Below are 15677 nucleotides of genomic sequence, written 5' to 3'. Positions count from 1 at the left end.
TAAATAATGAAAAAACTAATGATTTTAGGATCCTTGCTTGTTACAAGTATGAGTCATGCTAGCGTCAATATTGAAAACTGTGTCATTCGGGAGAGTATTCCTGGAGCCACATCAACTGCAGCTTATGCCGATATTAACTATGACACAAATGCCGATGCTAAAACTTACCGCTTACCAGGTGCAGAAATGCTACAACGCGTTGAGATTAAAGGCTTATCAAAACAGGTTGAATTACACGATGTTAAAATGAAAAATGGCACTATGAGCATGTTTCAAATTCCTCGTGTCATCTTGAATAAGCCACTTACCCAACTCAAACCAGGGGCAGCACACATCATGCTAATGGATCTAAATCAGCCTGCAGTAGTAGGCGAAACTTATCAGATGAATTTTATTTTTGCCTACGGTCCAGAGATAAGCTGCGAAGCCGTAGTCAAATCAGTGGCTGACATTAATCAAGCTTCTGCTCACCATAAAGGACATTAATTATGAAATTCAACCATCTGATTTCGTTATCAGCTTTAGCTGTCAGTCTGTCCATTTGCGGTAGTGTTACTGCAGAGATGGCTCATGGGGACTATAAAGTCACTCGCACCTATAGCGACTTAACCCCAGAACAAATAGCCCGCGCCGAAAAAATGGGCGCGACTTGCTACATGGGGTGTCATCGCCCTGCCCGCGAAAACGTTGTTGAAACCTTAAGCCCTAAATTAGAAGGCTTGCCAGCACAATACTTTTTGGATCAATGGATCGACTATGATGCTGAAAGGTTTGGCGGCATTGCCTCACAAATGAAATTGACCGTGTATAAGTATCCAGTTGATGTAATGGAAGAAATCGCCATTATATATGCTAATAAAGAAATGAGTTTTTATCCCAACCCAGAAGTTGTAGCCAGCGAGTCTTATAAACGCGGCAAAGTTAAATACGATAAAAGCTGCAAAATGTGTCATGGCGAGCAAGGGCTAAGCACTAAAAAGGCAAATCCGACTATTCGTGGCCAGATGCCGACCTATGTATTTGAAACTATGCAAGCCTATCGTGATGGCATTCGTACCAACCGCAAAGCCGGTATGATGAAGCGCATTGCGAAATTGCATACTGAAGATGATTGGCGCGACATGATCGCTTATACCAGTGGCGAGTTTGTAAAACACATCGACAGAATCGAGTTCCCTACAGGTAAAGGGATGCCTGCAACCCCTGGATTCAAGTTGCCTGATAGCGGCCAAGCTCAAGACTTCACCGACACTAAAGGTGAAGATAACGATACGATTAAAAACCCGCTAAGTTACACCATCAGTGATTCTGGCTTAACGACTCTAGACAATAATACTAAGTTAACTTGGGAACGTAAAACTTCCCGTTTATGGATGAACGCCGCTGAAGCGGTAAATTATTGTGATTCATTAGAGCTCGAAGGACAAAGCGATTGGCGCTTGCCATTTATGAAAGAGCTCGTTTCCATTGCTGACTACGGTGAATTCCGCCCAGCCATTGATATGAATGCCTTTTTAAACATGCCTCGGATGAGTTCTGGTATTTGGGCACTGCCTATTAGCGACCACAAGGATCACGTCTGGCATGTGGGCTTCCCTGATGCACATATCATGGGTCAGCATACCGCCTCAACCAAATTGGTTCGTTGTGTCAGAGCAGAGCAAGATAGCGGTTTCCATACTAATGACTTTATCGACAATAACGATAAAACCGTTACTGACAAACTAACTAATCTACAGTGGCAGCAAGAGGTTGGACCTAGCCGTAGAGACTGGGAAAACTCTATCCAATATTGTGAAAACCTTGAATTAGCAGGTAAAAAAGATTGGCGCTTGCCACAGGTGAAAGAGCTGGTGTCTATCGTCAATTACAACAAGTTTAATCCGTCTATTGATGAAGAATTTTTCCCTAATACGCCCTATAAGTATTACTTCTGGTCCAGTACATCCCACATTGGTGGACCAATGATGCTCTATAGGCCATTAACGGCAAGAAAATTAGAGCAGACAACTGAAGAACAAAAAATCCGTGGTCAACATGGGACACTTGCATGGGGTGTCGGTTACCAAATTGGTGATGGTCAAGGCCAAGATAAAGGTTCTTTGTTCTGGAACCGCTGTGTACGCGACTTGTAATAGTACTCAAGCCTTCTGCATCCTCGCAGAAGGCTTTCTTCCTAAGAGATAACGACTATGCTCAGACAGCTAAAAGTGGCTTTAAGCCTTTTAACTATGCTCTTTTGTGCTTCGGTACAAGCCCAACAGACCTACGACGACGGAGCCCGCTGGGCCTTTGTCACAGATGCTAAATCAGCGCAATTAGCAATCATTGATACCTTTAATTTTACCTTAGTGGAACACAAGAAACTCGCGGGGATCCCCGTTGATATGGTTGTCAGTGATGTACAAAGTCTATTGGTATACGCCATTAAAAATGACCCAAGCCTGTATATTTGGGACTTAAGCAATAATAAAACATGGTCAATGGCATTAGGCTTTCAAGCCCAGTCGTTAAAGTTTCACTCAAATGGTGCAATGTTGGCTGTCGCAGGTAAAGATCAAGTTACTGTGGTAGAACCATTAACTCAAAAAGTGGTTAAACATATTAATAATCTTGCTAGTCCAATCTCACTTAATTTCTCGTCAGATGGATACCGGCTGATGATCACTCAAGAAACAAATGGCGCAACACATATTTGGAATGTTTATCACGATAGTTTGAAAACTATTACCATGGGTAATGGTAATCCCGTCAGCGAAATAACCCTAACCCCAGACTCACGCTTAGGTATGGTATCGATTCCTAAGGATCATAAAGTCCATATTTGGGACTTTATCAGTAATAAAGATTGGAAATGGCTTGATTTTGATGCCGAAGTCGCACGGCCATATGTAACCTCTGATAGCCAACATATCGTACTAGCCGCCAATAATGGCAACATAAAAATCATTGATGCCTATTCAAGAAATACTATCAAAGAGCTCAATATTGGCGCTAAAGCAAACAAAATTCGCACTGGCTGGTTAGAGCGAGTCGCTGCTGTTGAATCTCGTAAGGGCTTACATATTTTTAATCTAAAAGGAGATAATAAAATTACCCTACTACCTACTGAGGGACACACTCGCGACATGGTGGTGGTATCAGACAGTAAATCGATGTTTTCCTCCCATGACAACTCAAGCGACATTAAGGTCGTTGATTTACGTAAACTCAGCGGTAAAACCGACATCAAGACACAGCTCATCCAGCCCAATCATATTGTTATGGGCCTAACGAACACCATCTGCCATTAGTTAATTATAAGAGGCCAATATGCGTATAATTTTTTGCTTGTTAAGTTTTGTTTTTTACAGTGCAACTGTTGCTGCAGAGACGCTTGAGTTTAATATGCTCAATAAACATGGCGATCCTGTCACAGCACAGTCTTATCCGGATAAATATTTACTTCTGACTGTAGGTTACACAACTTGTCCGGACATATGTCCAACCACTTTACTTACCCTCAAGAGTATCTTGCAAAAACTCGGTGACAACGCCAAGCAAGTGACCCCAGTCTTTATCTCTATCGACCCCAACAGAGACACCCATCAAAAACTAAATCAATATGTGGGCTTTTTTGATAACGCCATAGAAGCGTTAGTGGGTAATAGCCAGCAAACCGCTGCGATCGCCAGCAATATTGGTGCTAGCTACGGCTATCAGATTGATGGACTTCCCGCCAGTGAGCCATTACCTAAGCGCTATGAAGTTTTTCACTCTTCTTATTTCTATTTATATGGTCCAGACCAACAACTTATTGATGTTTTTGGCTATGGCATGAATGGCAGTCGTATGGCTGAAGAAATTATTCAATACTTACCGAGCGTGGAGGCAAACCATGGTTAATCGTTTACTCGCTGGCGTAGTATTTAGCGTTATGAGTCTCGCGAGCCAAGCTACTGATGCAGATAGCATCAGCGGAGAGAAATTATTTCATGATTATGGCCGCGGTGGCTGCGTCAATTGCCATGGCGCAAATGGACAAATACCGAAAATGCCACTGATCCCAAAAGTTGCCGGCCAATCTGCAGCTTATTTGGATTCACAATTGCGTGACTATAAATACCAAAGACGGATTAATGGTTTATATATTCCAATGCAAAATGTGATGGAAACTTATAGCGACACTGAAATTATGGCGATGGCAACATATTTACAGGACATTAAGATCTGCGCCAGTGAATAACGGCTAAGTAGATAGTTAGAATCTATGCTGGCCTTTAAGGTTAAACAGGCACCATCAAGGTGCCTGTTTAATATCCTATTAACGGTTAGAATCTAAAAACAGCTGATAGGCTGGACTTTGGGTTTCTTCTTGATAAACAAAACCAAGCTCAGTTAAAAATTGCTGAAACGCTTCGCCGTCACTGGCGGGCACTTCAAAACCTGCTAACACACGACCGTAAGCGGCGCCGTGGTTACGATAATGGAATAGACTGATATTCCATTGGCTTTGCAGGGTAGTTAAAAACTTAAATAACGCCCCTGGATGCTCAGGAAACTCAAAGCTGAATAAGCGTTCATCAAGTGGCTCAGGCGGGTGACCGCCGACCATATAACGCACATGTAGCTTGGCGGTTTCATCATGGGACAAATCTTGTACTTCAAAGCCATCGCTTTCTAGATTTGCGATAATATCATCAAGCTCAGCTTGGCCATTTGACAGGCGAATACCTGCAAACACCACCGCTTTATCACGGCTGGAGAAACGATAATTAAACTCAGTCATGGCGCGTTTATCTAACAGCTCACAAAAGCGTAAAAATATCCCCGGACGCTCAGGGACTTTAACCGCTAAAATAGCTTCTTTTTGCTCGCCTAGCTCGCAGCGCTCAGAGACATAACGCAAGCTATGAAAATTGACATTAGCACCTGACAAAATCGAAGCCACTTTTAACGGCTTATCGGCGTCATTGGCCACATGCTGTAGATACTTTTTCATCCCCGCGGTTGATAACGCCCCTGCAGGTTCAGCAATGGCGCGGGTGTCTTCAAAAATGTCTTTTACTGCGGCGCAGATTTCGTCTGAGGTAACGGTAATGACATGGTCAACATAGTCTTTGGCGACTCTAAATGGCTCTTCACCGATACGCTTAACCGCGACGCCATCAGCAAATAAACCCACTTGACTTAGTGTTACTGGCTCGCCCGCAGCTAATGCCGCTTTTAAACAAGCAGCATCTTCAGGCTCTACGCCAATAATTTTAACCTGTGGCATAACCGCTTTATAATAAGCCGCAATACCGGCAATTAAACCACCGCCGCCTACAGGCACAAATACCACATCAATATCACGCTGCTGTTGCAGCATTTCTTGAGCTATGGTGCCTTGACCTGCGATCACCGCTTCATCATCAAAAGGGGCAATATACACTCGGCCTTCGGTTTCAGATAAGGCTTTGGCGTAATCATTGGCTTGATCAAATGCCTGACCGTGGAGCAGCACATTGCCACCTAAGCGCTTTACCGCATCGATTTTAATTTCGGGGGTTGTCGTCGGCATCACAATCACCGCACTAATGCCAACGCTTGCCGCCGACATTGCCACCCCTTGGGCGTGATTACCTGCAGAGGCGCATACCACACCTGCTGCAGCTTGCTCAGGGGTTAGCTGCGCAATACGATTATAGGCACCACGCAACTTAAAAGAATGCACTGGCTGCATGTCTTCACGTTTTAAATACACGTCACAGCCAAAGCGTGCCGATAGCTTTTTCATGCTCGATAGCGGCGTTACTTTGGCGACGTCATACACAGACGACAATAGAATCTTCTGTAAATATTGCTGAGCTAAGGGCATGGGCGTTAACTCCAGTTGCGTTGCTGATGCCAAGGATTGCATGGATTAACCTTCTAATTTACTGCGATCGCGCACAGCACCTTTATCGGCACTGGTGGCTAATAATGCATAAGCTTTAAGTGCCAAAGATACGTAACGCTCACGAGATACAGGCTTCCATGCAAGTGGCCCCTTTGCTTCCATAGCTGCGCGGCGACGCTCAAGTTCACTATCTGCAACGGCTAATTTGATTGAACGTGAAGGAATATCGATTTCAATGGTATCACCATTTTCTACCAGTGCGATGGTGCCACCAGCAGCTGCTTCTGGTGAAATATGACCGATTGATAATCCTGAGGTACCGCCAGAGAAACGACCATCAGTAATCAATGCACATGCCTTACCTAAACCGCGAGATTTAAGGTAAGTGGTTGGGTAAAGCATTTCTTGCATACCAGGGCCGCCTTTAGGGCCTTCGTAGCGAATAACCACCACTTCACCAGCAACCACTTCACCACCTAAAATACCTGCTACGGCATCATCTTGGCTTTCATAAATGCGCGCTGTACCCACAAAGGTCAGGTTTTCTTCATCCACACCGGCCGTTTTTACAATACAGCCATTTTCAGCCACATTGCCTGAAAGTACCGCTAAGCCGCCTTCTTGGCTAAAGGCATTTTCACGGGTACGAATACAGCCTTGTTGACGATCATCATCGACACTGTCCCAATAACAATCTTGGCTGAAGGCTGTTTGTGTTGGAATACCTGCTGGGCCTGCACTATAAAAGCGTCGTACAGCGGCATCTTGGGTTTGGGCAATATCATATTTAGCCAATACTGACTTTAAATTGCCGCCATTATCCGCTGCCACATGGGGAACGTCACTATGCAGTAAGCCTGCTCTATCTAGCTCACCTAGAATACCCATCACCCCACCAGCACGATGAACATCTTCCATATGGTACTTTGGCGTTGAAGGCGCGACTTTACAAAGGTGCGGCACCAGACGCGACATTCTATCGATATCAGCCATAGTGAAGTCCACTTCACCTTCTTGTGCTGCAGCAATAAGATGCAATACGGTATTTGATGAACCGCCCATGGCAATATCTAGCGCCATGGCATTTTCAAAGGCTTTAAAAGAAGCAACATTACGCGGCAGAACACTGGCATCGTCATCACGATAATAACGGGTAGCGATATCCATGATGCGTGTGCCAGCTTCTAAAAATAAGTTACGACGCGCAGCGTGAGTCGCTAATAACGAGCCATTACCAGGTAGTGATAAACCTAAAGCTTCTGTTAAACAGTTCATAGAGTTGGCAGTGAACATACCTGAACAAGAACCACATGTTGGGCATGCACTACGTTCAATCTGCTTACTGTCTTCATCACTGACATTGGTATCAGCGCCAGCAACCATGGCATCGACTAAATCAAGTTTGATAATTTTATCTGAAAGCTTGGTTTTACCCGCTTCCATTGGCCCGCCAGAAACAAATATCACTGGGATATTGAGCCTTAGCGCTGCCATCAACATGCCAGGAGTAATTTTATCGCAGTTAGAAATACACACTAGCGCGTCTGCACAATGTGCATTAACCATGTATTCAACGCTGTCAGCAATCAGCTCACGAGATGGCAAGCTATAAAGCATGCCGCCATGACCCATGGCGATACCATCATCGACGGCGATGGTGTTAAATTCTTTGGCAATACCACCTGCTTCTTCAATTGCGCCAGCAACCAATTGGCCCATATCTTTTAAATGCACATGGCCTGGTACGAACTGAGTAAACGAGTTCGAGATGGCAATAATTGGCTTACCAAAGTCAGTTTCTTTTACACCTGTTGCACGCCAAAGGGCGCGTGCGCCAGCCATGTTACGACCTTCGGTACTGGTTGCTGAGCGTAGTTTAGGCATTGTCTTATCCTTTCCTTGTAATACTGCTTTAACCATTTTATTTGAGTCATTTACATGATGCGGTAACCATTGAAAGTAAACTGATTCAAATTGTAATAGTCGTTTAATTTATAATTATTTTAAATGGATTGAAGCTGTTTATTTAGCTCATAACTCTCGATTTAGCTCAAGGCTGCTTATTAAGCTCAAGGCTATTGAGTTAGCGGCTCTAGCCAGCCCCACTTATCTTCTGTCTCTCCGTTAAATAAACCAAAGAAACTTTGTTGTATTTGTTGTGTCACTGGGCCACGTTTGCCTGCGCCAACCTCAATACGGTCAACGCTTCTTACTGGCACTATTTCTGCGGCGGTGCCGGTCATGAAGATCTCATCAGCAACATATAGAAATTCCCGCGCCATGGCTTCTTCAATCACTTCGTATCCAAGCTCTTTGGCTAACACCATAATCGTGTCACGGGTAATGCCTTTTAAGATGGCTGCGGTTGCAGGCGGGGTATATATTTTGCCATTTTTGACAATAAACAAATTGGCCCCTGCGCCTTCACTAACTAAACCGTTAGTATCTAATGCAATACCTTCATCAAAACCGTTACGCTTTGCTTCTGTAGAAATTAGCTGTGATGATAAATAATTACCGCCGGCCTTTGCCCCTGTCGGTATGGTATTAGGTGCTAGGCGCTGCCATGATGTCACTGCGACATCAACGCCGGCATCCATGCTCTCTTCGCCAAGGTAGGCGCCCCACGAAAAAGCTGCTACGACCATATCACATTGTGCGTCAATTGGCGGGGTGATCCCCATCCCTACATCACCCATAAATATTAATGGACGAATATAAGCGCTGGGTAAGTTATTTTTTAGCACAGAATCACTGCAAGCTTGCATGACTTGATCAAAGCTAAAAGGCACATTCATTCGATAAATTTTGGCGGAATCAAATAAACGCTGCACGTGGTCGGTTAGCCTAAACCCTGCTGGGCCTAGATGAGTATCATAAATGCGAATACCTTCAAATACTGAAGAGCCATAATGCATTGCATGTGTCATCACGTGTACCTTAGCATCTTGCCAAGGCATAATTTCACCGTTAAACCATATAAGTTCTGATTGTGTCGCTGCCATAGTCTGTCCCTTAATCTATATCGATGAAATTGTTTATGCTTGCGCGGTCGTCTTTTGACTAGCTGCTGCGAATATTGGTGTATTAACATCGATAGCGGCAGGCACAGTCACGGCTTGGCAATCGATGACATCAATGAGTTTATTTAATTGATGGGTAAGCAATTCAATCACTCGCTCACTTTTGACATCAAAATGCAGTGTGACGCTACCTGCCTCGTTGAGCTGCATATTCATATTGATAATGCTAAAGCCCCGATGACGAGTCACTCTCAGCACTCGCTCCATTACTTCCGGTTGGTTGTGTAAGGTTAATTCAACTGAATGCATCATGTTTGCTTCTCCATTTGATCCATCATGTCGCTATTACATGCCCCTGGCGGAACCAATGGCCACACGTTAAACGCATCATCAATGGCTACGTGTAGCATGAAAGGTCCTGGGGTATTTAACATTTCATCGAGTGCGGCTTCGACTTGATCGGCGTGATGAATAGTTCTGCCAGGAATATCAAAAGCCGACGCCATTAACACAAAGTCTGGGTTATCTGATAAATCGGTTTCGCTATAACGTTGTTCAAAAAACAGTTGTTGCCACTGCTTAACCATGCCCAATTTTTGATTATCAATCAGTAATATTTTTACCGGCAATTTGCGGCGCTTAATTGTGGTGAGCTCTTGAACGTTCATCATAAATGAACCATCACCAGATACCGTCACCACTGTGGCATTTGGACGCGCCACTTGCGCGCCAATAGCCGCGGGTAAACCAAAGCCCATAGTGCCAAGACCTGCACTGGATAAATGATCTTCAGGGCGGCGAAACCACATATGCTGTGCCACCCACATTTGGTGTTGGCCCACATCGCAGCTGACAACACTGTCTTCTGGTAATTTGTTTGCTAGACGGCGTAACATTGCTGGGGCATAAATCAATTCACCCGGATGTTGATAATCCCATTGGTGTTGCTGATATAAATCTTCAATTTCTTGCTGCCATGGCGCTAATGAAAGCGGCATTGATAACGCGGGTAACACCTGTCTTAAATCTGCTGAAATTGATACATCAGCTTGGCGGAGCTTATTGATTTCTGCGATATCGATATCAAGGTGCAGCACTTTGGCATCTTGAGCAAAGGTGGCTAATCGCCCGGTGACCCGATCATCAAATCTTGCGCCAACGACAATCAATAAATCACAGGCTTGCACGGCTAAGTTTGCCGCTTTACCACCATGCATACCGAGCATACCTAAGTAACCTTTGCAGCCATGTTCAATACTGCCAAGACCTTTTAAGGTCGCCACTGAAGGCATACCCGTTTCATTGATAAATTGACGTAAATGATCAACTGCGCCCGCCATACCTACCCCGCCGCCAACATACAAAATAGGCTTTTTAGCTTGTTGTATTAAAGCTTTAGCAGCATCTATCGCGCTTAGCTCAGCTGCGGGTTCTTCAGTAAAACTAAGTATTGGAGTTTTGTATTCAAGCTCAGCTATTTGGATATCTTTGGGAATATCAACTAACACAGGGCCGGGTCTGCCAGATGCGGCAATTTCAAAGGCTTTATAAAGCGTCGGGATAAGCTCATTGATATCCGTCACCATAAAGCTGTGTTTGGTGCACGATAATGACATACCAAGAACATCAATTTCTTGAAAAGCGTCAGTGCCAATCACTGCCGTTGACACTTGGCCTGTAATCGCCACCAAAGGCACAGAATCCAGTAATGCATCAGCAAGCGAGGTGATTAAATTAGTCGCACCTGGGCCTGATGTGGCAAAACAGACTCCCGTTTTACCGCTGGCTCTAGCATAACCCACAGCGGCAAATGCAGCGCCTTGCTCATGGCGACTCAGCAGGTGGGTAACAGGGCTACCATACAGAGCATCATAAATTGGCATAATAGCGCCACCTGGGTAACCAAATACTGTGGTTGCACCATGTGCGGCCAATACTTTAATGACTGCGTCCGCGCCTCTCATTTTTTGCCCTGATTCCATATGCATCTCTCACGCTCTGTATTGTTAATGTGCCCAGTATTTGCAGCCCTAAAACTAAAAAACCCCCGTTCCTTTCGGAGCGGGGGTTTTTGCAAATGTTGACTTTCTAACTCAGTCTTTTTGCCAAACTCCACCCCCGCGGTGATTTAATAATCACGACGGTAATAATCACAATAATGAGCTGGGCAGCTTGGTTAAACATAAATGACTGAATCCTAAAAATGTCATAAAAAATATTTGTTAATGTTGCTATAAGGTCTCGCACTTTGCCAGACTGTTTATAATTCATCCTTTATAGGAGTACCATAAAGCGATTTATAAACACAACATAAAATTGTGTTGTCAAAAAAAATTCAGCTTCCCTGCCGAGACAATGCAAACAACAACAAAATCTAAAGCTATGATGGTCAACACAAATCCGTGATAACCACCCTATGCTTTTGATTGATTGTTTCTACTTTATGAAAGTTTTAACTTTACAAAAGTTTGATGCCTGCCCGAAAACGTAGCTGAACAGGTACTTCACAACACAATCAACAAAAATTAGTTAGCTTCAACAATACCTTTCATATCAGTCATGTAACCGCGTAATTCTGCACCGATAAACTCAACATCGGTATGACGAATCGCTTCATTCACTTCAATTAAGCGCTTGTTATCAACGCTATTTGAACCCGCAGCTAAACCAGCACCTAATAACTCTGGTGACATTGCTTTTACGTAGTCACGTAATAGCGGCACTGCTGCATGGTTAAACAAGTAACAACCGTATTCAGCAGTATCTGAAATAACTACGTTCATTTCATATAAACGTTTGCGTGCAATGGTGTTAGCAATCAATGGCGTTTCATGTAGTGATTCGTAATAAGCTGACTCTTCAATAATACCTGCTGCAACCATGGTATCGAACGCTAGCTCTACACCGGCTTTGATCATGGCAACTAAGAAGATACCTTGGTCAAAATACGTTTGCTCATCGATGTGTTCATCTGATACTGGTGAATTTTCGAATGCTGTTTCGTTGGTTTCTGCTCTCCAACGAAGTAAGTTTGCATCGTCATTGGCCCAATCTGCCATCATAGTGCGAGAGAACTCACCACTAATAATGTCATCCATGTGCTTTTCAAATAATGGTTGAAGAATTTCTTTCAACTCTTCAGCAACTTCAAACGCCTTCACTTTGGCAGGGTTTGATAAACGATCCATCATGTTAGTGATGCCGCCATGCTTAAGTGCTTCAGTGACAGTTTCCCATCCTTGCTGAATTAACTTACTTGCATAACCTGGCTCAACACCGTCAGCGACCATTTTTTCATAACCAAGAATGGCGCCAGTTTGCAACATGCCACAAAGAATTGTTTGCTCGCCCATTAAGTCAGACTTAACTTCTGCAATGAATGATGACAATAAAACACCCGCTCGGTCGCCACCAGTTGCACTTGCATAAGCTTTAGCAATGGCAAGGCCATCACCTTTCGGGTCATTTTCAGGGTGAACCGCAATCAGTGTTGGGACACCAAAACCGCGTTTGTATTCTTCACGTACTTCAGTACCTGGACACTTAGGCGCAACCATAACAACAGTGATATCAGAACGAATCTGCATACCTTCTTCAACGATATTAAAACCGTGAGAGTAAGATAATGTGGCACCTTCTTTCATCAATGGCATTACTGCATTAACAACATTTGAATGCTGTTTATCAGGTGTTAGGTTAAGCACTAAATCAGCAGCAGGAACAAGCTCTTCGAAAGTGCCTACTTTAAAACCGTTATCAGTTGCTTGCTTCCATGATGCACGTTTCTCAGCAATCGCTTGCGGACGTAATGCAAAAGAGATATTCAAGCCTGAGTCACGCATATTCAGACCTTGGTTTAGGCCTTGTGCCCCACAACCTAAGATCACGATATTCCAATCTTTAATAAAACTACAACCGTCGCTAAACTCAGTACGATCCATAAAGCGGCATTGTGCTAATTGAGCTAATTGTTGACGTAAATTCAGAGAGTTAAAATAGTTAGCCATCTGAGATACCACCTTTAATTCAGAAATTTGAGACACTCCATTCTGGCAGCCAAACTATCCAGAAGTTGTGATTGAGATCACTATAGCGTAAGCTCATGATTGCTCAAAATGATATATTCGGCACACTACGTTTCACTTTTTGCAACGTTATTGATATATCCCGCATATCTGAACAAATTGATTTCAAGACACTGATTTTATTAAGGCTACAACATGGATATTCGTGCATTAAAACTGTATTTACACTTATGCGACAGCCTGCATTTTGGCAAAACAGCCCAGCAAACCCATGTGAGCCCGTCAACATTAAGCCGCGCATTGCAGCGCCTTGAAGAAGAAGTGGGTTGTAAATTGTTTGAGCGGGACAATCGCAGTGTCAGCATTACCCATGCGGGCAATGAATTTAAGCAATTTGCCGAACACACCTTAGCTGAGTGGTTAAGTTTGAAAAGCCGCATTGACCCCGAGCAGCCCTTACTTCACGGTCGTATCAACTTATATTGCTCAGTCACTGCCGCATACAGTCACCTACCTGCATTGCTTGACCGCTTTAGACGTGAGCACCCTCATGTGGAAATTACCTTGAACACGGGGGATGCGGCCAATGCAGTAGCAGAGATCCAACATAATCGCGCCGATGTTGCCATTATCGCCTTGCCAGACTCATTGCCTGCAAGCCTACATTTTGAAGAAATCGGCCAAGTGCCGCTGCATCTATATGCGCCCACCATAAAATGCCAAGCCCAAAGCATGATTAAGCAACAACCCATAGACTGGGCGCAGCTGCCTTTTATTGTCCCCGACCATGGGCCTGGCAGACGCCGCGCTGATAATTGGTTTAAAGCCATGGGCTTCAAGCCCAATATTTATGCGCAAGTCTCGGGGCAAGAGGCAATAACCTCGATGGTGGCCTTGGGCTGTGGCGTCAGTATTAGTCCTGATGTGGTAGTCGAAAATAGCCCAGTGCGAGAACGCTTACAGCGGCTTGAATCACCACAAGATATCGCCCCCTTTCAATTAGGTTGTTGCTGCAAAGAAAAACGCACTCAAGAGCCTATTTTAAAAGCCTTTCTTGAAGTTATTTAAGCCTCTCAAATATCAACAGCAGCTAAAATCGCACTGTTGATTTTAGCTGCTACACTTAGAAAGCTTAAAAACTAACTAAATAGTTACTAAATTCCAGCACACAAAACAAAAGGATTTGTTAATGGCTATTGCCTGTGTAAACACCCGCGCCTGTTGTGGCGTTGAAGCGCCTAAAGTCACTGTCGAAGTACATCTTAGTAATGGTTTGCCTGCGTTTAATTTAGTGGGGTTACCTGAAACCTCAGTAAAAGAAGCCAGAGAGCGAGTTCGTAGTGCCTTAATAAACGCTGGTTTTGAATTCCCCATGCAGCGAATAACGGTCAATTTGGCTCCAGCTGATTTACCCAAGCAAGGTGGCCGTTATGATTTGCCTATCGCCATTGGTATTTTGGCCGCCTCGGGGCAAATTCCTAATACCCAGTTAGCCCAATGTGAGTTTATTGGTGAGCTAGCCTTGTCAGGACAAGTAAGGCCCTGCATTGGTATTCTGCCCGCTATTATTGCCGCTAAAAATCAACAGCATGAATTATTCATCCCTTTAGATAACCGCCATGAAGCAGAGTTAGTGGGTTACCCGCAAACCCACTTAGTCGCTCACTTGCAAAACCTCGCAGCCTTTATGCACGGCCAAGCAAAATTACCACTGGTTGATCAGCAATTGGAATGGTTTGAAGAACCTTTAGCAGAAAACGCACTCTGCCTCAGCGAAGTGATTGGTCAATACCAAGCTAAGCAAGGGCTGGAAATCGCAGCGGCAGGTGGTCACAACACCCTATTTATTGGTCCGCCCGGTACAGGTAAAAGTATGCTGGCCAATCGGATAATCCCGCTACTGCCCAAGCTTACCTATGAAGAGGCCATTGATGTTGCTGCGATTCATTCGGTTGCAGGACTTAATATTAAACCCCAAGCCTTTTTAGAGCGGCCTTTTCGAGCGCCACATCATACGTGTTCATCAATATCCTTAGTGGGCGGAGGCAGCGTGCCAAAACCTGGGGAAATATCCTTAGCCCATAGAGGCATTTTATTTCTTGATGAAATTGCGGAATTCCCGCGCAAAGTATTAGATTGCCTGCGTGAGCCAATGGAGTCTGGTGAAGTGGTTATCTCGCGGGCTGCCGCCAAAGTAACCTTTTCTAGTCGCTTTCAACTCATCGCGGCGATGAACCCTAGCCCTTGCGGTGATGTTGAAAACTCTCGCGCAACGCCTGACCAAATTCAACGTTACTTATCCCGTTTATCAGGGCCATTTTTAGATAGATTCGATCTCACGATAGAAGTCCCTAAACTGCCTGCAGGCACCTTAACGCAAACCCAAGAAATAGGCGAAAGTAGCCAATCCATTGCTAAGCGAGTGCAGCTAGCGCGGGAAAAACAACTCAGCCGTGCAGGCGTGATTAATTGCCAGTTAAGCCCAACCCAATTGAAACAACACTTAGCCATGAGCCAAAGCGATTTAGAGTTTCTCGAACAGAGTATTCAACAATTGGGCTTATCCGTCAGAAGTTTCCATCGAATTCAGCGGGTGTCACGCACCATTGCAGACTTGCAACAGTCTGAAACCACCGAAAGAAGGCATATAGCACAAGCACTTGGCTACAGGGCAATGGACAGGTTAATGAATCGTTTGAGCCAACAATAAATAGCTAACGCATTAAAATATCGAGTGATTACCTGAAAAATCACAAAAAGTTTCGATAT

13 protein-coding genes are annotated in these 15677 nt (G+C 44.3%); 7 read left to right on the top strand and 6 right to left on the bottom strand.

Going from position 1 to position 15677, the window contains the following annotated elements:
* Nucleotides 1–6 precede the first annotated feature (6 nt).
* The 5 genes from Q4591_RS16580 to Q4591_RS16560 are packed head-to-tail and all read left to right on the top strand — an operon-like array spanning nucleotide 7 to nucleotide 4225.
* Nucleotides 7–486, top strand: coding sequence for a copper chaperone PCu(A)C (locus tag Q4591_RS16580; protein WP_102440061.1), 480 nt, complete (start codon nucleotides 7–9; stop codon nucleotides 484–486).
* Between the two features lie 2 nt (nucleotides 487–488).
* Nucleotides 489–2135 (top strand): DUF1566 domain-containing protein, encoded by a 1647-nt coding sequence (locus Q4591_RS16575; RefSeq protein ID WP_303461968.1) that lies wholly within the window; start codon nucleotides 489–491, stop codon nucleotides 2133–2135.
* Nucleotides 2136–2192: 57 nt separating this feature from the next.
* Nucleotides 2193–3293: a WD40 repeat domain-containing protein gene (locus tag Q4591_RS16570; RefSeq protein WP_303461965.1), complete on the top strand. Its 1101-nt coding sequence runs from the start codon at nucleotides 2193–2195 to the stop codon at nucleotides 3291–3293.
* 19 nt (nucleotides 3294–3312) lie between these two features.
* Nucleotides 3313–3885 carry an SCO family protein gene (locus Q4591_RS16565; protein WP_303461963.1) on the top strand — a complete coding sequence of 191 codons (573 nt, stop codon included), beginning with the start codon at nucleotides 3313–3315 and terminating at the stop codon, nucleotides 3883–3885.
* A complete protein-coding gene (locus tag Q4591_RS16560) occupies nucleotides 3878–4225 on the top strand; it encodes a c-type cytochrome (protein ID WP_102440065.1) in 348 nt (115 codons plus the stop codon). The genes Q4591_RS16565 and Q4591_RS16560 overlap by 8 nt, the downstream gene beginning before the upstream one ends.
* Before the next feature lie 78 nt (nucleotides 4226–4303).
* Here Q4591_RS16560 and ilvA read toward each other — a convergent pair whose 3' ends face one another.
* The 6 genes from ilvA to ilvC form a co-directional block, all read right to left on the bottom strand.
* Nucleotides 4304–5881, bottom strand: coding sequence for a threonine ammonia-lyase, biosynthetic (gene ilvA, locus Q4591_RS16555; protein WP_303461961.1), 1578 nt, complete (start codon nucleotides 5879–5881; stop codon nucleotides 4304–4306).
* A 3-nt stretch (nucleotides 5882–5884) separates the two neighbouring features.
* Nucleotides 5885–7744 carry a dihydroxy-acid dehydratase gene (gene ilvD / locus Q4591_RS16550; protein WP_102519701.1) on the bottom strand — a complete coding sequence of 620 codons (1860 nt, stop codon included), beginning with the start codon at nucleotides 7742–7744 and terminating at the stop codon, nucleotides 5885–5887.
* 191 nt (nucleotides 7745–7935) lie between these two features.
* Nucleotides 7936–8865, bottom strand: a complete 930-nt coding sequence (locus tag Q4591_RS16545; RefSeq protein ID WP_102475778.1) for a branched-chain amino acid transaminase — start codon at nucleotides 8863–8865, stop codon at nucleotides 7936–7938.
* A gap of 33 nt (nucleotides 8866–8898) precedes the next feature.
* Nucleotides 8899–9195, bottom strand: coding sequence for an acetolactate synthase 2 small subunit (ilvM, locus tag Q4591_RS16540; RefSeq protein WP_102475779.1), 297 nt, complete (start codon nucleotides 9193–9195; stop codon nucleotides 8899–8901).
* Nucleotides 9192–10865: an acetolactate synthase 2 catalytic subunit gene (ilvG, locus tag Q4591_RS16535; RefSeq protein ID WP_102519703.1), complete on the bottom strand. Its 1674-nt coding sequence runs from the start codon at nucleotides 10863–10865 to the stop codon at nucleotides 9192–9194. The genes ilvM and ilvG overlap by 4 nt, the downstream gene beginning before the upstream one ends.
* A gap of 543 nt (nucleotides 10866–11408) precedes the next feature.
* Nucleotides 11409–12890 carry a ketol-acid reductoisomerase gene (ilvC, locus tag Q4591_RS16530; RefSeq protein ID WP_102475781.1) on the bottom strand — a complete coding sequence of 494 codons (1482 nt, stop codon included), beginning with the start codon at nucleotides 12888–12890 and terminating at the stop codon, nucleotides 11409–11411.
* A 213-nt stretch (nucleotides 12891–13103) separates the two neighbouring features.
* Here ilvC and ilvY point away from each other — a divergent pair, with 213 nt between their 5' ends.
* A complete protein-coding gene (ilvY, locus tag Q4591_RS16525) occupies nucleotides 13104–13976 on the top strand; it encodes an HTH-type transcriptional activator IlvY (RefSeq protein ID WP_102440071.1) in 873 nt (290 codons plus the stop codon).
* A 121-nt stretch (nucleotides 13977–14097) separates the two neighbouring features.
* Nucleotides 14098–15618, top strand: a complete 1521-nt coding sequence (locus Q4591_RS16520; protein ID WP_102440072.1) for a YifB family Mg chelatase-like AAA ATPase — start codon at nucleotides 14098–14100, stop codon at nucleotides 15616–15618.
* Nucleotides 15619–15677 lie beyond the last annotated feature (59 nt).

The organism is Shewanella sp. 3_MG-2023 (genome assembly GCF_030548765.1).
GTDB lineage: Bacteria > Pseudomonadota > Gammaproteobacteria > Enterobacterales > Shewanellaceae > Shewanella.
Note: the sequence above shows the minus strand (reverse complement) of the source record. Positions and strands in the feature narration are given on the sequence as shown.